The organism is Paraburkholderia sp. BL27I4N3, assembly GCF_003386115.1.
Classification (GTDB): Bacteria; Pseudomonadota; Gammaproteobacteria; order Burkholderiales; family Burkholderiaceae; genus Paraburkholderia.
Genome location: NZ_QREJ01000001.1, coordinates 803829 through 823523 on the forward strand (window position 1 = coordinate 803829; position 19695 = coordinate 823523).

General features: G+C 62.7%; 18 protein-coding genes and 2 tRNA genes. 7 read left to right on the forward strand and 13 right to left on the reverse strand.

Annotated elements, in window-relative coordinates; all coding sequences use genetic code 11:
• Window positions 1–91 precede the first annotated feature (91 nt).
• A complete protein-coding gene (ppk1, locus tag B0G71_RS03715; protein WP_106283718.1) occupies window positions 92–2155 on the reverse strand; it encodes a polyphosphate kinase 1 in 2064 nt (687 codons plus the stop codon).
• A gap of 200 nt (window positions 2156–2355) precedes the next feature.
• On the opposite strand from ppk1, the gene ppx reads away from it, so the two are divergent.
• A complete protein-coding gene (gene ppx, locus B0G71_RS03720) occupies window positions 2356–3981 on the forward strand; it encodes an exopolyphosphatase (RefSeq protein WP_106283717.1) in 1626 nt (541 codons plus the stop codon).
• Window positions 3982–4101: 120 nt separating this feature from the next.
• On the opposite strand, the gene B0G71_RS03725 is transcribed toward ppx, so the two are convergent.
• The 5 genes from B0G71_RS03725 to B0G71_RS41215 all read right to left on the reverse strand — a co-directional run bounded on the left by B0G71_RS03725 (window position 4102) and on the right by B0G71_RS41215 (window position 6778).
• Window positions 4102–4914, reverse strand: a complete 813-nt coding sequence (locus B0G71_RS03725) for a GNAT family N-acetyltransferase (protein ID WP_106283716.1) — start codon at window positions 4912–4914, stop codon at window positions 4102–4104.
• Window positions 4915–5243: 329 nt separating this feature from the next.
• A complete protein-coding gene (locus B0G71_RS03730; RefSeq protein WP_106283715.1) occupies window positions 5244–5702 on the reverse strand; it encodes a histidine phosphatase family protein in 459 nt (152 codons plus the stop codon).
• Between the two features lie 220 nt (window positions 5703–5922).
• Window positions 5923–5999 (reverse strand) — tRNA-Pro (locus B0G71_RS03735).
• Between the two features lie 93 nt (window positions 6000–6092).
• Window positions 6093–6251 carry a DUF3309 family protein gene (locus B0G71_RS03740; protein WP_106283697.1) on the reverse strand — a complete coding sequence of 53 codons (159 nt, stop codon included), beginning with the start codon at window positions 6249–6251 and terminating at the stop codon, window positions 6093–6095.
• A 353-nt stretch (window positions 6252–6604) separates the two neighbouring features.
• Entirely contained in the window at window positions 6605–6778 is a 174-nt protein-coding gene (locus B0G71_RS41215) for a hypothetical protein (RefSeq protein ID WP_168794760.1), read from the reverse strand.
• 182 nt (window positions 6779–6960) lie between these two features.
• Between B0G71_RS41215 and B0G71_RS41220 the strand changes: the two genes are divergently transcribed.
• Complete coding sequence (locus B0G71_RS41220; RefSeq protein WP_181916706.1) at window positions 6961–7131, forward strand: hypothetical protein; 171 nt, start codon at window positions 6961–6963, stop codon at window positions 7129–7131.
• A gap of 208 nt (window positions 7132–7339) precedes the next feature.
• On the opposite strand, the gene B0G71_RS03745 is transcribed toward B0G71_RS41220, so the two are convergent.
• Entirely contained in the window at window positions 7340–8707 is a 1368-nt protein-coding gene (locus B0G71_RS03745; RefSeq protein ID WP_116139817.1) for an MATE family efflux transporter, read from the reverse strand.
• Complete coding sequence (locus B0G71_RS03750; RefSeq protein WP_106283695.1) at window positions 8704–9012, reverse strand: DUF2288 domain-containing protein; 309 nt, start codon at window positions 9010–9012, stop codon at window positions 8704–8706. Before B0G71_RS03750 ends, B0G71_RS03745 begins: the two co-directional genes overlap by 4 nt.
• A gap of 108 nt (window positions 9013–9120) precedes the next feature.
• Here B0G71_RS03750 and B0G71_RS03755 point away from each other — a divergent pair, with 108 nt between their 5' ends.
• Window positions 9121–9849, forward strand: coding sequence for a pentapeptide repeat-containing protein (locus tag B0G71_RS03755; RefSeq protein WP_116139819.1), 729 nt, complete (start codon window positions 9121–9123; stop codon window positions 9847–9849).
• Window positions 9850–10674: 825 nt separating this feature from the next.
• On the opposite strand, the gene B0G71_RS03760 is transcribed toward B0G71_RS03755, so the two are convergent.
• The 3 genes from B0G71_RS03760 to B0G71_RS03770 form a co-directional block, all read right to left on the reverse strand.
• Window positions 10675–11001, reverse strand: a complete 327-nt coding sequence (locus B0G71_RS03760) for a hypothetical protein (protein WP_116139821.1) — start codon at window positions 10999–11001, stop codon at window positions 10675–10677.
• 217 nt (window positions 11002–11218) lie between these two features.
• Window positions 11219–11929: a peptidoglycan DD-metalloendopeptidase family protein gene (locus B0G71_RS03765; protein WP_116139823.1), complete on the reverse strand. Its 711-nt coding sequence runs from the start codon at window positions 11927–11929 to the stop codon at window positions 11219–11221.
• A 196-nt stretch (window positions 11930–12125) separates the two neighbouring features.
• Window positions 12126–13034: an aldose epimerase gene (locus B0G71_RS03770; RefSeq protein ID WP_116139825.1), complete on the reverse strand. Its 909-nt coding sequence runs from the start codon at window positions 13032–13034 to the stop codon at window positions 12126–12128.
• Between the two features lie 652 nt (window positions 13035–13686).
• Here B0G71_RS03770 and B0G71_RS03775 point away from each other — a divergent pair.
• From B0G71_RS03775 to B0G71_RS03785, 3 genes are all read left to right on the forward strand, one after another.
• Window positions 13687–14517: an undecaprenyl-diphosphate phosphatase gene (locus B0G71_RS03775; protein WP_106283690.1), complete on the forward strand. Its 831-nt coding sequence runs from the start codon at window positions 13687–13689 to the stop codon at window positions 14515–14517.
• 301 nt (window positions 14518–14818) lie between these two features.
• Window positions 14819–14895: transfer RNA gene (locus B0G71_RS03780), tRNA-Arg, on the forward strand.
• Between the two features lie 400 nt (window positions 14896–15295).
• The gene (locus B0G71_RS03785) at window positions 15296–15754 is read left to right on the forward strand and encodes a universal stress protein (protein WP_116139827.1); all 459 of its coding nucleotides are present in this window, start codon (window positions 15296–15298) and stop codon (window positions 15752–15754) included.
• Window positions 15755–15833: 79 nt separating this feature from the next.
• On the opposite strand, the gene B0G71_RS03790 is transcribed toward B0G71_RS03785, so the two are convergent.
• Both B0G71_RS03790 and B0G71_RS03795 read right to left on the reverse strand, forming a co-directional pair.
• A complete protein-coding gene (locus B0G71_RS03790) occupies window positions 15834–16217 on the reverse strand; it encodes a DUF427 domain-containing protein (protein ID WP_116139829.1) in 384 nt (127 codons plus the stop codon).
• Between the two features lie 247 nt (window positions 16218–16464).
• Window positions 16465–18042, reverse strand: coding sequence for an acid phosphatase (locus tag B0G71_RS03795; protein ID WP_116139831.1), 1578 nt, complete (start codon window positions 18040–18042; stop codon window positions 16465–16467).
• Window positions 18043–18290: 248 nt separating this feature from the next.
• Between B0G71_RS03795 and B0G71_RS03800 the strand changes: the two genes are divergently transcribed.
• Complete coding sequence (locus tag B0G71_RS03800; RefSeq protein ID WP_181916707.1) at window positions 18291–19673, forward strand: cytochrome-c peroxidase; 1383 nt, start codon at window positions 18291–18293, stop codon at window positions 19671–19673.
• Window positions 19674–19695: the final 22 nt, after the last annotated feature.

Sequence of the window (19695 nt, forward strand, 5' to 3'; positions counted from 1 at the left end):
CATCGGAATGAAGCAAAGCCCGCACGTAGCGGGCTCTTTTACGCGTGCCACTTTTGTGGGCGACCCGCCGAGGCGAGCGCAGTCACTCACGCTACGAACAGAATTTCCCCAACAGACTCATCTGCGCGTTGCGCGAGGACTTGCCCGGCCGGCGGCGCCGGTAATGGCCGTCGCTTTGCATCAGCCACGCGGATTGATTGTCGCCGAGAAACGCGGACAGACCTTCAGCGATCACACGCCGCTTCAAACGCCGGTTGTTGATCGGAAAGGCAACTTCAACACGCCGGAAGAAATTGCGGTCCATCCAGTCGGCGCTCGACAGATACACCTGCTCCTTGCCGCCGTCGTAGAAATAGAAGATGCGGTGGTGTTCGAGAAAGCGCCCAACGATCGAGCGCACGGTGATGTTCTCCGAAAGCCCCGCGACGCCTGGCTGCAACGAACACACGCCACGCACGATCAGATCGATTTTGACGCCCGCCTGCGCGGCCTCGTACAACTCGGCGATCACCGTGGGTTCGAGCAGCGCATTCATCTTCGCGACAATGCGCGCCTTCTTGCCGGCGCGCGCATGCTCGGCTTCGGCGCGGATCGCTTCGACGAGTTTCGGATGCAGCGTGAATGGCGATTGCCACAACTCGTGCAGCTTCAGTTCTCCACCAATGCCGGTCAGTTGCTGGAACACGTGATGCACGTCTTCGCAGATTTTCTGGTCGGCGGTCATCAAACCGAAGTCAGTATAAAGACGCGCCGTGCGCGGATGGTAGTTGCCGGTGCCGAGGTGCACATAGCGCTTGAGCGTGGTCTTGCCGCCCACCGACACGCGCCGCACGATCAGCATCATCTTCGCGTGGCACTTGTGGCCCACCACGCCGTACACCACGTGCGCGCCGACTGCTTCGAGCTGCGAGGCCCAGTTGATGTTGGTTTCTTCATCGAAACGCGCGAGCAGTTCGACTACGACCGTGACTTCCTTGCCGTTGCGCGCCGCTTGCATCAGCGCGTCCATCAGCGGCGAATCGGTGCCGGTGCGATAGATGGTCTGCTTGATCGCGACCACGTTCGGATCTTTGGCTGCCTGCAGCAGCAATTCGAGCACCGGCTGAAAACTTTCGTACGGATGATGCAGCAGCACGTCGCCCTGATCGATCACGTCGAACATGCTGGCGCTGTTGGCGACCTGCGGCGGAATCGCGGGGATGTGCGGCACGAACTTGAGATCGGGGCGGTCCACCATCTCGGGCAACTGCATCAGCCGCACCAGATTGACGGGGCCGTCGGCGTAATAGCAATCCTTGTCGGACAGGCCGCTTTCGTCGAGCAGGCGCCGCACGACATGCGTGGGCGTTTCCGCCGAGACTTCGAGCCGCACCGCGTTGCCCAGATGCCGCGCCGGCAATTCGCCCTGCAACGCGACGCGCAGATTGGTGATTTCATCTTCGTCGACGAACAGTTCGCTATTGCGCGTGATGCGAAACTGATTGCAACTGCGCACCACGAGGTTCGGAAACAGTTCGCCGACAAAGCGTTGCAACAACGAGCTCAGCAGCACGAAGCCATGCGGGTAGCCCGACAGTTCCTGCGGCATGCGCACGAGCCGCGGCAATGCGCGCGGCGCCTGCACGATGCCCATCATCGCCTGACGGCCGAACGCGTCCTTGCCTTCCAGTTCCACGACGAAGTTCAGGCTCTTGTTGAGCACGCGTGGAAACGGATGCGCCGGATCGAGGCCGATGGGCGTGAGCACGGGCAGCAGTTCGTCGAAGAAGTAGTTGCGCGCCCATTCGGTCTGCGCTTCGTTCCACGCTTCCGTGCCGTGAAAATAGATGCCTTCTGCTTCGAGCGCGGTGAGCACCGTGTCGTGCAGCATGGTGTACTGGCGATGCACGAGTTTCTGCGCGCGTTCGACCACGAGGTCGTACACGTGCTGCAGCGACATGCCGTCCGGCGATAGCGCGCCGGGGTTGTCGCGCATCTGCTCCTGTAGTCCGGCCATGCGGACTTCGAAGAATTCGTCGAGATTGCTACTGGTGATGCAGATGAAACGCAGGCGTTCGAGCAAAGGGACGGCTGGGTCGGCAGCTTGTGCCAACACACGCTCGTTGAAACCCAGAATGCCCAGCTCGCGATTCAATAAGGGGTAGCGGATGGACATCGGCAGCGAGAATGGAATGTCAGGAAGAGAGGCGGAAAGACGCTCGGAAATTCTCACAGTATGATGACGTTGTTATGACATTCTCGATTTTTTATTCTACGCCGTAATCGCCTCGTGTCGTCAATATGACGCAGTCTGTATGGGACCATCGGCCACCCCCATTGCTGCGAGGTGACATCGTGAGGCCCGGTACGCTTAGAATGGCGTCTTTGAACCGCGCGGCCGGCCGTCAGGCGCCCAGGGCACCCGATGGACACGGAGCGTTTCCCGCATCCAACGCCGCCGCGCTCGCGCGCATGGAGTCCGCTTACTCGATGGTCAATACTCCGCAACTCCTCGCCGCCGTCGATCTCGGTTCGAACAGCTTCCGGCTGATTGTTGGCCGGGTCGAGGAAACCGACGCGGGCAGCCAGATCTACCAGGTCGATGCCTTGCGTGAGCCCGTGCGTCTGGCTGCTGGTCTGTCGCGCGACAAGATGCTCGACCGAGCTTCGCAGGTGCGCGGCTGGGACGCGCTCAAGCGTTTCGGCGAGCGTCTTCGCGACTTTCATCCCGATCACGTTCGCGCGGTCGCTACCAATACATTGCGCATCGCCAAGAATGCCGGCGAATTTCTGGGTGAGGCGCAAGCCGCGCTCGGTTTCCCGATCGAAGTGATCGCCGGGCGTGAAGAGGCGCGCCTGATTTACGCGGGCGCTGCACACTCCGTGCCCGCGAGTCCGGGCAAACGTCTGGTGGTCGATATCGGCGGCGGCTCGACGGAATTCATCATTGGCTCGCATTACACGCCCATCAAGATGGAGAGCCTGTATATCGGCTGCGTGAGTCATAGCCGGGCGTTTTTCCCTGCCGGCAACGTCGACGAATACACGATGCGCCAGGCCGAACTGGCCGCGGGCCGCGAAATCCAGATCATTTCCGCCGAGTACAAGAAGACCGGCTGGGAGCAGGCGATCGGCTCGTCGGGCACCGCGCGCGCATTGGCCGAATTGGTGGAGGCCAATAACTTCAACGATCCGGGCGTCACGCACGGCATCTCGCGCGGCGGGCTCGAACGCCTCAAGCGCGCGCTGATCAAGGCGGAGAACGTCAACCGGCTGAAGCTCGTCGCGTTGAAGGGCGATCGCATTCCGGTGCTGGCCGGCGGCCTGTCGATCATGATCGCGGTGTTCGACGAACTCGGTGTCGATTACGTCGACACGACGGACGGCGCGCTGCGCCTTGGCGTGCTGTACGACCTGCTAGGCCGTTCGCAGCACGAAGACATGCGTACGGTCACGGTGGAAGGCTTCATGCGCCGCTATGGCGTGGATCGCGCGCAGGCGGGGCGCATCGGCGAACTCGCGGTGCGCTTCTACGAACAGTTCGAGGAACCCGACGAAGAACGCCGCGTCGAAAACCGCATGTTTCTCGGCTGGGCGGCTGCGCTGCACGAAATCGGTCTGTCGATCTCGCACAGCGCGTATCACAAGCATTCGGCCTACATCGCCAGCAACGCGGACATGCCGGGCTTTTCACGCACCGATCAGGCGCGGCTTGCCGCGCTTGTGCTCGGTCATGCGGGCAAGCTCGGCAAGCTATCGCAAACGCGCGAAGTGGAGTGGCCGCTGCTGTTCTGTCTGCGGCTCGCGGCGCTGCTGTGCCGCCGGCGTGCCGACGTTGGCTTGCCGGGCATCTCGGTGACGCAGGTCAACGGCGGTTACGAGGTGCGGTTGCCGAACGAGTGGGTGGCCAACAATCCGTTGACGGACTACAGCCTGATTCAGGAAGCCGCGGAGTGGGAGAAGGTCGGCATTCCCTATCGCGTGGTTTATACGGACGAATGAAGCCTTGCGCATGGCGCACTGCGGATGAATGAGAAAGCCCGGCCGGTGCCGGGCTTTTTTGTGGCCGCTTGTTGTTGCTTCGCCGACGCGCGTCGCAGCGCGTCTTGCGCGCGGATCCGCTCAGCGCGGCAGCGCATCGCCGAGGAAGTGGCGAGCGTAGCGTGCATTGATATCGGACAAGCGGAACAGCGTCAGAAAGTCCGCGGTATTGAAATCGGGATCCCATGCCGGCGCGCCGCAAATCTTCGCGCCGAGACGCAGATAACCCTTCACCAGCGGCGGCGGCGCCACCTCGGCGCCCGTTTGCAGTTCATCGACCGGCAGCGGCGTGTGCGCAAACGCGCGATATTCCGGCGCGGTCAGCGCGCTGTCGCGCAGCGAGCAATACAGATTCGCCGCGTAGTGGCCGCCGTCGACCATTGCCACGCTCGCGCAGCCGAGCATCGTTTCATAGCCGTTGTGCTTCATGTAGGCGGCAAGGCCGGCCCACAGCGACATGATCACCGAGCCGCTGCGATAGTCGGGGTGCACGCATGAACGGCCCACTTCGACCATCTTGGCGCGCAGGTGCGTCAGACGCGACACGTCGAATTCGCTTTCCGCATACAGACGGCCGATACGCGCGGCCTGATGCGGCGGCAACGCGCGGTACGTGCCGACCACTTTCAACGTGTCGAGATCGCGCACCAGTAGGTGATCGCAGTAGGCGTCGAACGAATCGACGTCAAGACCCGCGGGGCCCGTCAACCGCGCGCCCATTTCGTCGGCGAACACGCGGTAGCGCAGACGCTGGGCTTCGCGCAGTTCTTCGTCGGTGCGAGCCCACGTGACTTGCAGGCGATGCTGGGCGGTGACCGTTTCCTCGGCGCGTGGCAGACGGCGCGACTCGAAGATCGAAGCGAGGGGCAGGGTAGGCGTCGGCAGTTCTCGCATGGGGGGTCCTGGTCGAAAAAAGGGAGATTTCTTTTTTCGCCAATGTAGTAACGCCTGGTGACGCTCGCATGGCAAACCCATGACGATTGGATGACTGCCCGTAAGCTGCGTGCCCGCGGCTTGTAATGTCGCAAGTGGGGACGACGAGTGTTGTTTCCGCGCGAAACGTGGGAGATTGAGGAAGCGGGTGGGGGCGAGTCAAGCGCCGGGATGGTGAGGTCCCGGCGCTGTGGGTGACGCGTGTGATGGGTTTGGCTGCTTCGGCGCCGTTTCGTGTGACGCGTGGGTTTTTATGGGCGCAACCCCCGCCTGGTTAAAGCGAATCCGGCTCAGACGAGATCGGGAGTCATGGCGGCTCGCAGCACGGCCTGGTCGTCGCCGTCGCGCTCGCGGCTTGCGATCCACCAGACGCCCGCTTTCTTCAGCGGCCAGCTCGCGTCGCTATTGCCGAGCAGCCGCGCGGCGACGTGGCCGAGCGTCGGTTGATGGCCGACGATCACCACCGTTTGCGCGATGCCTTTGGGCCAGCCCGCGGCGTTGAGCACGTCGTCCGCGCTTGCGTTGGGCGCGAGTTCGCGCACTACGCGATATTGGTCACTCAGCGTCTCGGCAGTCTGGATGGTACGCACAGCAGGGCTTGCGAGCACGACGGCGTCGTCGGGCAGGCGGGTGCGCAGCCATTTGGCGACGTTTTGCGCCTGCTTGCGGCCTCGGGTGGTGAGCGCTCGCGCCAGGTCGGTGCTGGCGAAGTCTTCGGCTTCGGCGTGACGCCAGAGAATCAGATCCATGCGTGTCTCCTTCACTGTGCTTGCGGCGCTTGAGCCCGATCAGGCCTGCGCCAGGTTTCAGTCACTGTCGCACGTGGACTCGTTGGGCCGCAAGGCAATGGCTCGGGGTAACCGTATAAGCACGCCGGTATATCGCAGGCTAGAGCCCGCGAGCCTGAAAAAGCCCAAAAAGCAAAAACCCGCGAAGCCGGAGGCTACGCGGGTTTCGTGTTGCTTTTCGTGGTCGGAGCGAAAGGATTCGAACCTTCGACCCTCTGATCCCAAATCAGATGCGCTACCAGGCTGCGCTACGCTCCGACGAATCCGAGATTCTACGTGGCATTGGGTGCCAGAGTCAATCACGAATTGCACCGGAGCAAAACGGAGGGTCGAGTGCGCGAGTCGGCGGCGTTATATACGGCCCATCAGCAGCAACACGATCACGATGATCAGCACGACGCCCACCACGCCGGTCGGCCGATAGCCCCAGCCGCTGCTGTACGGCCAGCTCGGCAAAGCGCCGATCAGCAGAAGAATGAGCACGATAAGCAGTATGGTTCCAATGGTCATTCGAGTTCTCCCTGTCTGGCCTGAGCCAGTTAGTCTGGTTGGTCCGGCGCATACGCGCCGGGACGCTCGACGCGCAAGCTGCGCGCTTCCTGCACGCCTACGATCAGCAAGGCATGTGCCTAAAGCAAACTTGGGCGGAAGGGAAAATGGCGGGCGACTCGATGCTTCGATCGCGACCAGCGACGCGTCAGGAAAAGGGGAGCCAGGAGAAACTTGCGCGGCCACAGTGGACAGCCGTAGGCGTCACCGCGCAAGGAGTCGATGTGCGAGCGCAGACTCGCACGTGAGATGCGGCGCATCAATCCTTCAACTACTCGGACTGTGTGCAGGCGCCGTCGGCACCTGCATTTCCGTCAGTGCCGGCGACGCATCCAATGCGGCATGTGCTGATGAGTCAGCCAATGGTGCACCATGCCTTCGCCATCGTGTTCGCGTCGATAGGTTCTCGATTCGTAGATCGACAACACGAGCAACACGAGCAGACCTATTGCAAGTCCGATCAGACCCGCGATCGTTTCAGCATCCATGGCAGCCTCCTATGAGACGCGACCGTGACTTTATAGTAGGTCACGCGCAACCAAATGGGGGAGGGGTTACGCGGGTCGGCGCGGCGGCGCGGAATGCGCTTTGCGGTTAGACTCCGGGCGCTCGCGCTTGCCCGCTCACCGCGGGTAAGCCGCTCTTTCATTCTGTTTCGAGAGACTCTTTTATGATCCGCGTTTCGATGATTGCGTTGCTGCTGGTTGCCGGCGTTGCCGGTTGTGCGAATGGTCCGTCGGGCCATCACGGCGGTCCGCCGCCGCAAGACCCGGCCGACTACCACGGCGTGCCCACCGACAGCCGTCCGCCCACGATGGTGCCTCCACCGGTCTCGCCTTGAGCAGCGGCTGATAACGGCTCCGGCAACGGTGACGAAAAACAGAGGCGAAGCACCGGCGCGGGCACGCCGGCGCTTCTGACCCGCGCAGACTGTTCGCGCGGAGAGCGCGGGCTGAAGTCATTCTAGGGCGAGCGTCGTGCGTGACTTGTGTGCGCTTGTTTCAAGCCGTAACCGGGTGCCGCGATGCGAAATGGGCAAGCCCGCGCGCTCAAGCCGCCGCGCCCGCCATGCCGCGCACGACGCCCGGCACATAACGCGCGAGCGTGAGGCCGCGCAGCGCCATGAAGAGCAGCATCGCGGCCCACAAGCCGTGATTGCCGTACAGCGCCAGCAAGGCCCACGACGCCGCCACGAACAGCGCGAACGACACCGCCATCGACATCATGAGTTCACGCGTGCGAGTCGCGCCGATGAACACGCCGTCCAGCAGAAAGCCCCACACGGACACCACCGGCGAGAGCTCGGCCCACGGCAGATACAGTTCGGCGGTGGCGCGCACGGCGGCCTGATCCGTCAGACGTTCGACGATCCACGAGCCCGCGCCCCAGTACACCAGCGAAAACCCCAGCGCGCCAAGCGTGGACCACAACGCCGTCACCTTGATCGCTTGCGTGAACGCGTGCCGGTCGCGCGCGCCGATCGCTGCGCCGACCAGCGCTTCGGCGGCGTGCGCGAAACCGTCGAGTCCGTAGGCCATGAAAGTCTGAAAATTGAGCAGCAGCGCGTTGGCCGCGAGCGTGGCGTCGCCTTGCTTCGCGCCCAGGTGCGCAAACCAGCCAAACGATGAGAGCAGGCACAAGGTCCGCACGAAGATATCGCGATTGAGCACCACGAGCCGCTTGAGCGCCGCCGCGTCGAACAGGGCGGCGCGATTCAACGCGGGCAGGCCGCGCGGCCTGCCGTGCCAGAGCAGGGCGGCGCCGAGCACGAAGCCGAGCGCGTCGGCGGTGGCCGTGGCCGCGCCGATCCCGGCCACGCCCCAATCGAAGCCGTGCACATACAGGAGCACGGCCACGATGTTCACGCTGTTGATGAACACCTGCGAGAGCAGCGCGAGCCGCACCTGTTGCGTGCCGAGCAGCCAGCCGAGCACGACGTAATTGCCGAGGGCGAGCGGCGCGGCCCAGATGCGCGCGTGACAGTACAGCCGTGCGTTGCGCTGCACCGCGTCGCTGCCGCCGATCACGCGCAGCCCGTAATCGATCAGCGGCATTTGCAGCGCCAGCACCGCGGCGCCGATCGCGGCCGCCAGCAACAGCGCGCGGACGACGTTGTTGCGTAGCTCGAGGTGGTTATCCGCACCGTGCGATTGCGCGACCAGACCGGTCGTGCCCATGCGCAGAAAGCCGAAGCCCCAGAACACGAAGTTGAAGAACAGGCCGCCGAGCGCCACGCCGCCAAGATACGACGCGCCGTTCAGATGGCCGGCCACAGCGGTGTCGACCGCGCCGAGAATCGGCTGTGTCAGATTGGCGAGAACGATGGGAAACGCCAGCGCCAGCACCCGGCGGTGCCAGTGCACGGGAACAGCGGGTGCCGCCGCCGACGTGTCGGCGTCGCGCGCCGCTTCGCTCAACTGCGTTCCTGCACGCACACCCAAGGGGAGACGACGACGGCCCACAGATCCGGGTCGCGCTCGGCGAAGTCGGCGGCGGTTTCCGCCTGCACGCGCTCGACGAGCCCGGCGGACAGCCATTGCGTGACCTGCGTGGTGTCGTCGCTGGCGATGGCTTCGGCAACGCTCACCAGATCGAGGTCGCGCGCGACGCGCAGCAGAATGCCGCGCGCAAAGAAGCGTTCGAGTTCGATCCAGCCGATCTTGGCGGTTTCGGCAAGCAACTTGGCGTACAGCGGGCTATGGGTGGCGTCGTTGGAAGTCATCGTAAGGGGGTTCCGGCGGGGCCGTTACTATAAACCATCGGCGCGGGTCGCCAGCGGGGCGCGCGTTCCGGTAGGCTATGGGTCCTGCGAAATTCATTCTGAACCTTCATGTCACTGGATTCAACGGCGCCGGCTTCGGCCGCGCAAGCTCACGTCGTGACCGACGCCGCGCTCACGCGCGCGGAGGTGGAACGGCTCATCGCGGCAAGCCTTGCCGGCAATAAAGCGCCGCTTCATTTCACGGACTGCGATTTCGAAGGCGTCGACCTGTCGCGTCTCGATCTGCGCGGCGCCGAGTTTCACCGCTGCACGATCGCCGAGACGTCGTTTTTCGGCGCGATGCTCTCGCATACCCGCTGGGTCCGTTGCCGTGGCCGCGAGGCGGATTTCGCGTCGGCCGATCTGGTCGACGCGGCGTTTCAGTCGAGCGATCTCAACAATACCGGCTGGCGGCGCGCCAAGCTGGCTTCGGCGTCGTTTCATAGCTGCAAGCTGACCGGCGCCAATTTCGAAGCGTGCACGGCGCTGGGTTTGAGCTTCGTCGAAACACTGCTGGTCGGCGCGCACCTGCGCGGCCTGTCGTTTCGCAAAGCCACCCTGCAACAACTGGATTTCTCCGATGCCGACCTGGCCGGCGTCGACTTCCGGGAAGCGGTCTTCGACGGCGGCAGTCTGAAGGACGCCCATTTGAAGGGCGCGCGCTTCGACGGCGCGGACCTGCGCGAAGCCGACCTCAGCGGCGTGCGGCTGGTGGACGCGGCGCTCTTCAAGGGCGCGACGATCTCGCATGCTCAGGCGGCCGTGCTCGTCACCGAGCTGGGTTTGCGGGTCATGTGAGCGTGCTCTCAAGATGGCCGATTTTAGCCATTCGGCCTGCTTGAACGATTGGATGCCGATGCTTATCATTCGAATGGTCGAATCAATTAAGCCAGTCCATTTTCAGTGCTGTAATTTGTCGGCGGATTTAATCGCTTTGATATTTACGCTGTTTGCGAATTGCTGTGAAGAAGCCGGCTACTTTGATTAAGTCGGTCAATATCGGATAATAATTCGAAAGAGTGCGGTGGCGCACTAAAGCTACGCAGTACGTAAAGCGTCCGAATCATGCTGGATGGGTTAGCAGAAATCCGCCAGTGGCCTTTCCTCAGGCTTTTCGGGCCGTTTCCTGGCGGATCCCTTGCCTCGCTCGTTCTGCGGGCAATATCGGGTTTCGAGTCGCGCCATTTAAAGCGTTTCATGTTGAAACGGTGGGCGCATTTAGCCTGTTTGATTCCGACTTTTCCGGTTCACATAACGCGGAATCCGTACGCCGCATCACACTGACTGCGAAATTAATATATTGCGCTTGTAAAAGGGGATTGTTAGATTTCGTTCTGGCGCATGGTGAACCGGTCCTTTGCCGATATGCGCCGAACCCCCGTTAGCCCGGCCTCGTGCCGGGCTTTTTTTCTTGTGCGCTACGTCCGAGTCACCACTGGTTCACATGTGCAGTGGATCATTAAAGCTTACATTTCCTTGCACGAGCATGACCGCGCTCATCATTTTTCTCGGCATCTGCCCGATCGCGCTTGGCGTCCTGGTCGCCTTCGCCGCGCGCATCGATCCGCGCTCAGGACGCTGGCGCCGCCGCTAGCCCGGGCTGCGGCGCGCGTGGCGTCGTGGTTATTGCTTGCAGCGAACCACCATCGACCGGTTCTTCACGTTCGCGCCGAAAATGCCGCCCACCGTGCCGCCAGCCGTCGCACCGTTGTCGACATCTTTCGAAACGACGTCGTAGCCGTAGTTGCCGCAGACCTGACCCGCCTGCTTGTAGCACTCGGCCCAGCTCGAACTTGCGTCGCTGCCGCTGCAGTTGATTGCAAAGCCGGTGTCGCCGCTCGGCAGGTAGGTCATAGTCGTGGTGCTGGAGCAGCCGCCGAGGTTGCCGAGCGTCAGCAGGCCGAGACCGATCGCCGCGGCCGTCGCGACGGACGCAAATGCGCTCTTCATACAGATTCCTTACAGATAGACGGAGAAAGACGTGACGCGAAGCCACGTCGTGTCCTGATTGAGCGTTTTATAACACGCCGGGTTCCCGCGGCCGCCGTTGCAGAATGCATGCCCGGCACCAGGCGGTGCGCGCGGCGTGACAGCACGCGGGCGGGACGGCCCGGGCTGGGGGAGCACCCGCCGGCGGGACGGCCCGTGCCACAACCAAGCCAGCCTTCTAGCGTGGCGGCAGTGCCCGCGACGGATCGATTGAGCGGCCCTGATAGCGCAGTTCGAAGTGCAGCATCACGCGGTCTGTATCGGTGTCGCCCATCTCGGCAATTTTCTCGCCGCGCGTGACCGATTCGCCTTCCTTCACCAGCAGCCTGCGGTTGTGGGCATAGGCGGTCAGATACTCGGCGTTGTGTTTGAGAATCAGCAGATTGCCGTAGCCGCGCAAACCGTTGCCCGCGTACACCACCGTGCCGGGCGCCGCGGCGACGACGGGCGTGCCCGCTGCCGACGAGATATCGATGCCCTTCGAACTGCCGCCGTCGAAACGCCGGATCACTGTGCCGTCGGCCGGCCATACCAGCGAGATCGTCGAAGCCGGCGGCGCGGACGGTGCGCTATCGACGGGCGCCGGACGTGGCGTGGCCGAAGCACTGCCGCTTCCGCTGCTGCGCACCGCGCCACTGGTCGATGCGGCGCCGCCCGGCGGCGCGACGCGCAGCACCTGGCCGACCTCGATGCTGTCCGGATTGGTCAGATTGTTCCAGCGCACGATGCTTTGCACCGATTGCCGGCTACTGCGCGCGATCTTCGACAGCGTATCGCCCCGTTCCACCCGATAAAAGCCCGGCCCTACCGGCGCCGACCCGCACGCGGCGAGCAGTGCCACCAACGACGCGCAGGCGAGCCGTTTCATCATTCTTGTTGTGCTAAGCATTGGACCTCGCAAAGCGCTGCCGCGCGCCGATCCCGATCACGCGGCAGGTAGATACAAAGCGCTCGATTCTAACGGTTTTGCGCTGCAGCACGCGAAAAGTGGGCCGCGCGGCAGGCACGCGCGGCGCAGGCTGCGGCGAAATGCAGCGAAATTCGGCTCAAAGCCGACTACGCGGCGCTGTCTGCAATCCCCGCAATCAACGCAGCCTGGCCACGCTGATGCGCAGCGCGGCGACCTCTGTCTGCCCCGCTTCGAGCCAGCGCAGACCCATGCCGTTGTGAATCGCGTCCGGCAGTCCGAGCCAGGGTTCGACACAGTAGAAGTCCGACTCCGCTGCTTCGGTCCACGTGGTCACGGCGTACCAGGGCACCGAGCCCGGCCGTTGCAAGTCGATGGTGATGAGCCGGTCGAGACCTGGCGCGACGAACCGCACTGGTTGATCCGGTGTGCCGACGAGGCAATGGAAGCGGTCATGGATGCGCGCCTCGTCGAGCGTATAGCGCGCTTCGCCCGGCTCGGCGGCGCTGATCGAGCCGTCTTCCTGCTGAAAGCACCGTTGCGTGCGTGGCAGCTCGAGCGAGGTCTCGTCACGCTGCGTGTGCGGCAGCGCGAAGTAGAAGTGATGGCCGGCGTAGTAGGGCAGGCGCGTATTGCCGGTATTGGTGGTGGTGAATGTGACGTCGAGCGTATGCGCATCCACGAGGTCGTAGGCGGCCTCGAAACGGAAGCCGAATGGATAGCCGCCGCGGGTTGCCTCACTGTCGGTGAGGATCATGCGCAGGCCGGCGCCGTGCACGTCGGCGTGGGCTTCGAAGGGCAGGTCGCGGGCGAAGCCGTGCATCGGCAGTTCGCGCACCGTGCCCTGAGCGTCACGCCAGAAACCGATCTTGCCGTCGACACGATGCCGGCCGAGAAATGGAAACAGCAGCGGATTGCCGCCGCGAATCCGCGCCGGCTGGCTCCAGTCGGCGTGCTCCGGCCAATGGATGACTTCTTCGCCGCCGATCGTCCACGACATCAGTCTGCCGCCGGCTTGCGGCGCGAAACGGAGCACGGAGGCGTCCTGGGCGATCTCGAGAATGTCCTGTTGCGGGGAGAGGGGCATGGTCGATGGATTGATGAGTAAGAGGTTGAAGGCAGATCCAGGATGGCCGGAGAAGGCGCCATCCTGGCGTACGCGCGTCGGAATTTGCCGCGCGGCGCCACGCGAGAGAATGATTTTGCGCTGCTTTCCGCTACGGGGAAACCCTTCTGGGGAAATTGCGGGTGTCGCCGCAAGGCTATCCTTGCCGATAATTCGTCCGACTGCCCGGTAACTTCGACGACCGGGCGAGACTGCCTCAGGAGGCTGTATGGATCTCGCAATGGCAATGGCTGTTACGTTGTTCGGCATGTTCGCGGCAAGCACGGTCTACTTCTTTTACAAGCTCGAACGCTGATATGGGCAGTCCACGCCTGCTGGCTTTGCTCGTCAGAGGCGTCGGGCTATTGGACAAGGCTTCTTCTACCGTGTACCACTCGGTTCGTTTCACGTCATTTCGCTGATCCCACAGGGCGGCCATTCGCGGCGCCCGCTCTTTTTTCTGCGGCGTAACAACGGTTTCGAGTTGTGACGCAACGCACAATATTTCCCCGAATGCGGTTCAAACGCTTGGCGCTGACATTGCAGCCAGGCATAATCGGTGCGCTTTGAGGCGCACGTGGATTCCTTATCCGGCGCGCTTGTCCCCGACATCTTCCTTACAAGGACGCCCCGCGTGAACCTGTCGTTTCTCATTTTCCTGAGCGTGCTGCAAGGCGTCACCGAACTGTTTCCGGTGAGCAGCCTCGGCCATACGCTGCTCGTGCCCGCCCTGTTCGGCATGCATATCGACAAACACGCGCCGCAATTGCTGCCGTTCCTTGTCGCGTTGCATCTCGGCACGGCGCTCGCGCTGCTTTGGTACTTCCGCAAACGCTGGTGCGCGCTGGTGCGCGGTTTCTTCGCGTCGTTCGGCGGCCGTCGCAACGACGACGCGCACATGATGTGGGCGCTCATCATCGGCACCATTCCGGCGGGTCTGGTCGGACTGATTCTGGAAAAGCGGCTCGAACGGCTTTTTCACGACTTGCGGATCGTCGCAATCGCACTGATCGTCAACGGCGTGCTGTTGTGGTTCGGCGATCGCCTGCAGCGTTCGCGCGCGCATCAGGCGCCGGAGAAGCTGAGTTTCGGTCAGGCGTTTTTCGTCGGTCTTGCGCAGATCGGCGCGTTGATTCCAGGTTTCTCCCGCAGCGGCCTGACGATGATTGCCGGCAACGCTGCTGGCCTCACGGCGGAAAAATCGGCGGAATTCTCGTTCCTTCTCGGCACGCCGATTATTTTCGCGGCGGGCGTGCTCGAGTTGCCGAAGCTGTTCCATGCGCCGGGCCAACTCGCGGATGCGTTGCTCGGCGGCGTGCTGACCGCGATCGCGGCCTATCTCAGCGTGCGGTTCCTGATGCGCTATTTCGAAGGTCGCGGACGTCTGGCGTCGTTCGGCGTATATTGCGTGATCGCCGGTATCGTGTTTCTCGGCTGGTTCATGCTGCATCCGCAGACGGTCTGATGGCGTTCGCCATGTCCGCAGCGTGCGCTGGCGGGCAGAGGACGATCGGTTATAATCCGGGCCCGGCTCAGCTTGCCGGGCCTGTTTGTTTGGTGGTCCGTTTCCTGACAGCGGCCGGTGTGACGCGCAGATTGTCTGCCACGCACGCGCCGGAGTGGATTTCCTGTCTACGGCACGGTCAGTTAGAATTTCGGTATCCCACGAACCTTGTTGCTTGCAGAGCCACAGGTTCCAATACCCGAAAGCAGGATCTCATTGCGGGCGATGCACGTTGTACGCGGCTGCATCGCCTCAGTTCAATACGGCAGTAGCTCAGCTGGATAGAGCATCGGCCTTCTAAGCCGAGGGTGGGGGGTTCGAGTCCCTCCTGCCGTACCAATAAAATCAAGTTGTTACCAGGGTAATTCGCGACCTGGCTAGCTGCCAGATTTCTTCGTGCAGGGCGTCGGCCCCCGATCTGAAAGTGACCCTTGAGTAAGGTGAGTCGAGATCGACCTTAAGCTGAAAGCTCTTCTCCTTCGGGGTCAACTGAGCGCGTAGAAACACGTGTCGCGCCTAGTTCTCGCATGCACCGTGACGAGGCAGAATTCATGCGAAAAGTAGAGAGCAAAAATCTCCCGCATGCTCCTTCAAAGTCCGATCACGCGTCGAGTTATGTCTCGCTCAGCCGTCACTTACCAATTCAAAGTTCTAAGCTTTTCGCCTACTGTTAGATAGGCCATCCGAGCGGCTGAAGGTGACACGCGCCGCATCACCATTTCTGACCTTATCTCCAGCCATGTTCAACATCCTCCTCGTTCCGCTGGACGGCTCGCCCCAGAGCGCCCACGTCATCGACCTGGTCGGTCGCGTCGCGGCGCCAGGGACGGCTACCGTACACCTTCTGTGCGTTGTCGACCCTTCCTATCTGTTGCCGCCCGGTAGCCAAAGCGATGTCGCGCCCGACGGCCAGACCTACCCGTCCGCATATGCGCAGACATCTTTCGCACAATCCGTCCTGACTGCCGCAGCCGCACAGCTTGCCGGCCGGAATCTCGCGGTGGAACAGCACCTGTGCGCGGGAAATCATCCGGCCGACGTCGTCGTCGAACAAGCCCGACTGCTTAACGCGGAGGTCATTGTGATGGGACATCACCATTTGTCACGGCTGCGCCGCTGGGCCAACCCTTCGACCAGTGGAGAGGTCATCGAACGGTCGCCCTGTGCGGTACTGATCGAAACCCGGGACAAGAGCTAGCACAAGGCCTAACACAAGGGCTAACTCATGACGCGCGACAGGCGCTAGCCCATTCGCCCGGCCGCGCCACGCGCGACTGTCACTGCGCCGGTTTCACATCGATCGAGTCGACGCGGTTCGGATAGAACGCCAGATGTTGCGCGATCTCCTTCACGGCCGCATACGGCGACTCATAAGTCCACACCGCATTGACTGTCTTTTCACCGCCCGACGGAATGCTGTAGTACGCGCAATCGCCCTTGTACGGACAGTAGGTCGCGTGATCGGTGCGCTCCAGCAGCGTCATCTCGACGTCGTTGCGCGGAATGTAATACACCGGCGGATACGACGCTTCGCGCAGCACGAGCGCCTTGACGGTATCCGCGATCACCTTGCCGGCGACGGTCACGACCACGCGCGCGTTGGACGGCTCGACCGTGATCGGATGGTCGGGACCGGGCACCTTGATGGTTTTTTCAGTCATGCTGTTGAACTCCTGAATGTGGGCAAGCCTGCAACGTGTTGCGGAAGATATCGAGCCGCGATCGACGAGGCGAACGCGGCCTGGTTCGAAGCATACGCCGCTCATGAAAACGCGTCGGACCCGGCGTTCACGGCACAGCCATAAAAAAGGGCAGCCGAAGCTGCCCCGTCAAAGTCTCACCCTCAGGCGGACTGTTGCTTAACGCTTAACCTTTTCCGTCCAATCTCGGACAAGTTGCGCCTCTCGCTCACTGCTTGATGTTCAACGCAGCCGTGAGGTCGCCCATCGGCTTGCCGCCGTTGCTGACCAGCGCCGCGTCGCGCGCCGCGATACCCGGCAGCGTCGGCAGCGAGAAGCGGTGCGTGATGAAGCGCAGGATCGACGTGGTGTCGTACTGCGTGTGATCGACGTAACCCTTCTTCGCGTACGGCGAGATGATCAGCGCCGGAATACGCGTACCCGGACCCCAGCGGTCGGCCTTCGGCGGCGACACGTGATCCCAGAAGCCGCCGTTTTCGTCGTACGTCACGACTACCACCATGTTGTTCCACTGCGGGCTCTTCTGCAGATGCGAGATCACGTCCGCGATGTGCTGGTCGCCCGACGCCACGTCCGTGTAGCCCGGATGTTCGTTCAGGTTGCCCTGCGGCTTGTAGAACGACACTTGCGGCAGCGTGCCGCTGTCGATCGCCTTGATGAACTCCGAGCCGGCCAGGCCGCCGTCGAGCAAGTGCTGCGAACGGTTTGCGGTGCCCGGCGCCAGATCGGCGAAGTAGTTGAACGGCTGGTGATGCGGCTGGAAGTTTGGCGCCGTCAGATTCGCGCCGTAAATCACGTTCGAGGTGCCGTTTTGCACCGCCGACACCGCCGCGCCCCAGGCACCGCTGTACCATGCCCACGACACCTTCGCGTTATTCAGCAGATCGCCGATGTGCTGCTGCGACTGCGCCGGCAGCGTGGTGGCCTGGGTCGGATCGGCGAAATTCGTGTCGCCGCCGCTCGCCGGCTTGTTGCCGCTCGGCTGATACGGCGGCTGCATCGTGTTGATCGCGTAGAAGTCAGGCGTGAGGTTGCCTGAGTTCACGTACTTGGGCGGACCGCTCAGCGCTGAAGCCGGCGAGTTGGACGCGAGCTTCAGCGTGACACCGTCGCTCTCCACCGACGAGATCGAGCCGGCCGCCACACTCTTGTCCGCGTTCGGATAAGTCGGCGTGCACGCGCAGATCAGCCACTGGTGGTTCAGGAACGAGCCGCCGAACGCGCCCATGAAGAAGTTGTCGGCGAGCGTGTACTGCTGGGCGATCTTCCACAGCGGCAGCTTGTCGGCGTTGAGCGTGTAGTGGCCCATCACGAGGCCGCCCGAATCCGCCCACGCGGCGAACTTGTCGTTCTTGCCGCCGTTGATCTGCATCTGGTTCTCGTAGAAGCGGTGGTACAGGTCGCGCGTCGTCGCCGTGATCGGCGTGTTGAAACCCTTCGGGTCGTCGATGGCGAACGGGCTGTTCGGCAGATTCGCCGTCATGGCCTGCGTCACCACCGGCGTCACGCCGGTTTGCGTCAAGCCGTTCCACACCTGCGGCAGCGTCGCGAGCACGGTGCCGTTGCGATCCACCTGCGTGGCGCTCGCCGCCGTCACGTTCTGCAGACCGTTGGCGCCCGGGAAGTTGCCGTACAGGTTGTCGAAGCTGCGGTTTTCCGCGTAGATCACCACAACATTCTTGATCGACGTGATGTCCGGTTCGTTGACTTTGTCACCGCCGCACGCATACAGGCTTAGCGCTGCTGCGATCGCGATAGGCGTCGCGCAGATCAGTTTCTTGTTCATTTGATGTGGTTTCTCTCTCTCGCGTTGGGGACGGGCCATCTGAACTCCTTACACGGATGACCGTGGGCGAAAGTTTGGCAAGGCAATTTGACAGAAAGATGTAACTATTTACGAATTGCTTCTGATTGCAAAATAACGTCGGCTGTATGTCATTTAAACGACATGCAGATGAAATACGCTCGCGGACTTCACCATCGCAAACTCACATCTTTCATATGCGGCCAGGTCTGACGGGGATTCGGAAAATAATGGCTCGGGTCGACGCGCGGCATGACGCCGGGCTCGCGACGACGCGCCTGCGGCAAGCGACGGCGTTCGCCCTGGCGGCCATGACCTTGACCCTTGCCGCCTGCGATGCGGGTGCGCCAGGCACGGCAGCCGCGGCAAGCACCGGTACAGGCGTAGCGGCTTCGGCCACGCCGGTGGCGGCGTCGGCGGTGCAGGTGGCGGCCCATGAAGCGGGCCAGTCTCGCGCCCAGGTCTACGAATCCGTGCGGCAGATGACGGCGCTCGGCAAGCAGCTATTTTTCGACGCGTCGCTCTCCGGTTCGGGCAAGCTCGCTTGCGCGTCGTGTCACAGTCCGGACCATGGGTTCTCGCCGGCCAATGCGTTGTCGGTGCAACTGGGCGGCAGCGATATGCACCGCACCGGCATGCGCGCCGCGCCGACGCTTAAGTATCTGCAGTCGGTGCCGGCGTTCGCCGAGCACTATCACGAGTCGGATGACGAAGGCGACGAAAGCGTGGATGCCGGACCCACCGGCGGCCTGACCTGGGATGGCCGCGTCGACCGGGGCGGCGACCAGGCGCGCATTCCGCTGCTGTCGTCGTTCGAAATGGGCAGCACGCCGGCCAGGGTCACTGCGGCCGTCAAGGCCGCGCCATACGCCGACGCGTTCCGCGCGGCATTCGGCGCACACATTTTCGATAGCGACGACGCCACCTTCAAAGCGGTGCTGCAAGCGCTCGAAACCTTCGAGCAGACGCCGGAAACTTTCTATCCGTACACCAGCAAGTACGACGCATATCTGGCGGGCAAAGCGCAATTGACGCAAGCCGAGCTGCGTGGCCTGCAACTCTTCAACGACGAGAAAAAAGGCAATTGCGCGAGCTGCCACATCAGCCAGCGCACCCTGGACGGCGCGCCGCCGCAGTTCAGCGACTTCGGCCTGATCGCGATCGGCGTGCCGCGCAATCGCGCGCTGTCCGTGAATCGCGATCCGCGTTTCTACGACCTCGGCGCTTGCGGCCCGGAGCGCACCGATCTGAAGGGACGTGGCGAGTTTTGCGGCATCTTCCGCACGCCGACGCTGCGCAATGTGGCGCTGAAGAAGAGCTTTTTCCACAACGGCATCTACCATTCGCTTGATCAGGTAGTGCGTTTCTATGCCGAGCGTGACACGAATCCGGAGAAGTTCTATCCGGTGGCGAAAGGCAAAGTACGGAAATTCGACGATCTGCCTCAGCAGTACTGGGCCAATCTGAATACCGATCCACCGTTCGACCGCAAGCCGGGTGACAAGCCGGCGCTCGACGAGGCTGAAATCAAGGACGTGGTCGCGTTTCTGAATACGCTGACAGACGGATATAAGGCGGGAAGCGGAGCGGCCGATTCAGTGGCCGCGAAGTGAGGCGAGTGACGCGAAGGTGGCT

Bases quoted from the DNA above. Each gene is read 5' to 3' on its own strand.
- ppk1 (WP_106283718.1), bottom strand. From the start codon at position 2,155: ATGTCCATCCGCTACCCCTTATTGAATCGCGAGCTGGGCATTCTGGGT.
- ppx (WP_106283717.1), top strand. From the start codon at position 2,356: ATGGCGTCTTTGAACCGCGCGGCCGGCCGTCAGGCGCCCAGGGCACCC.
- B0G71_RS03725 (WP_106283716.1), bottom strand. From the start codon at position 4,914: ATGCGAGAACTGCCGACGCCTACCCTGCCCCTCGCTTCGATCTTCGAG.
- B0G71_RS03730 (WP_106283715.1), bottom strand. From the start codon at position 5,702: ATGGATCTGATTCTCTGGCGTCACGCCGAAGCCGAAGACTTCGCCAGC.
- B0G71_RS03740 (WP_106283697.1), bottom strand. From the start codon at position 6,251: ATGACCATTGGAACCATACTGCTTATCGTGCTCATTCTTCTGCTGATC.
- B0G71_RS41215 (WP_168794760.1), bottom strand. From the start codon at position 6,778: ATGGATGCTGAAACGATCGCGGGTCTGATCGGACTTGCAATAGGTCTG.
- B0G71_RS41220 (WP_181916706.1), top strand. From the start codon at position 6,961: ATGATCCGCGTTTCGATGATTGCGTTGCTGCTGGTTGCCGGCGTTGCC.
- B0G71_RS03750 (WP_106283695.1), bottom strand. From the start codon at position 9,012: ATGACTTCCAACGACGCCACCCATAGCCCGCTGTACGCCAAGTTGCTT.
- B0G71_RS03755 (WP_116139819.1), top strand. From the start codon at position 9,121: ATGTCACTGGATTCAACGGCGCCGGCTTCGGCCGCGCAAGCTCACGTC.
- B0G71_RS03760 (WP_116139821.1), bottom strand. From the start codon at position 11,001: ATGAAGAGCGCATTTGCGTCCGTCGCGACGGCCGCGGCGATCGGTCTC.
- B0G71_RS03765 (WP_116139823.1), bottom strand. From the start codon at position 11,929: ATGCTTAGCACAACAAGAATGATGAAACGGCTCGCCTGCGCGTCGTTG.
- B0G71_RS03770 (WP_116139825.1), bottom strand. From the start codon at position 13,034: ATGCCCCTCTCCCCGCAACAGGACATTCTCGAGATCGCCCAGGACGCC.
- B0G71_RS03785 (WP_116139827.1), top strand. From the start codon at position 15,296: ATGTTCAACATCCTCCTCGTTCCGCTGGACGGCTCGCCCCAGAGCGCC.
- B0G71_RS03790 (WP_116139829.1), bottom strand. From the start codon at position 16,217: ATGACTGAAAAAACCATCAAGGTGCCCGGTCCCGACCATCCGATCACG.
- B0G71_RS03795 (WP_116139831.1), bottom strand. From the start codon at position 18,042: ATGAACAAGAAACTGATCTGCGCGACGCCTATCGCGATCGCAGCAGCG.
- B0G71_RS03800 (WP_181916707.1), top strand. From the start codon at position 18,291: ATGGCTCGGGTCGACGCGCGGCATGACGCCGGGCTCGCGACGACGCGC.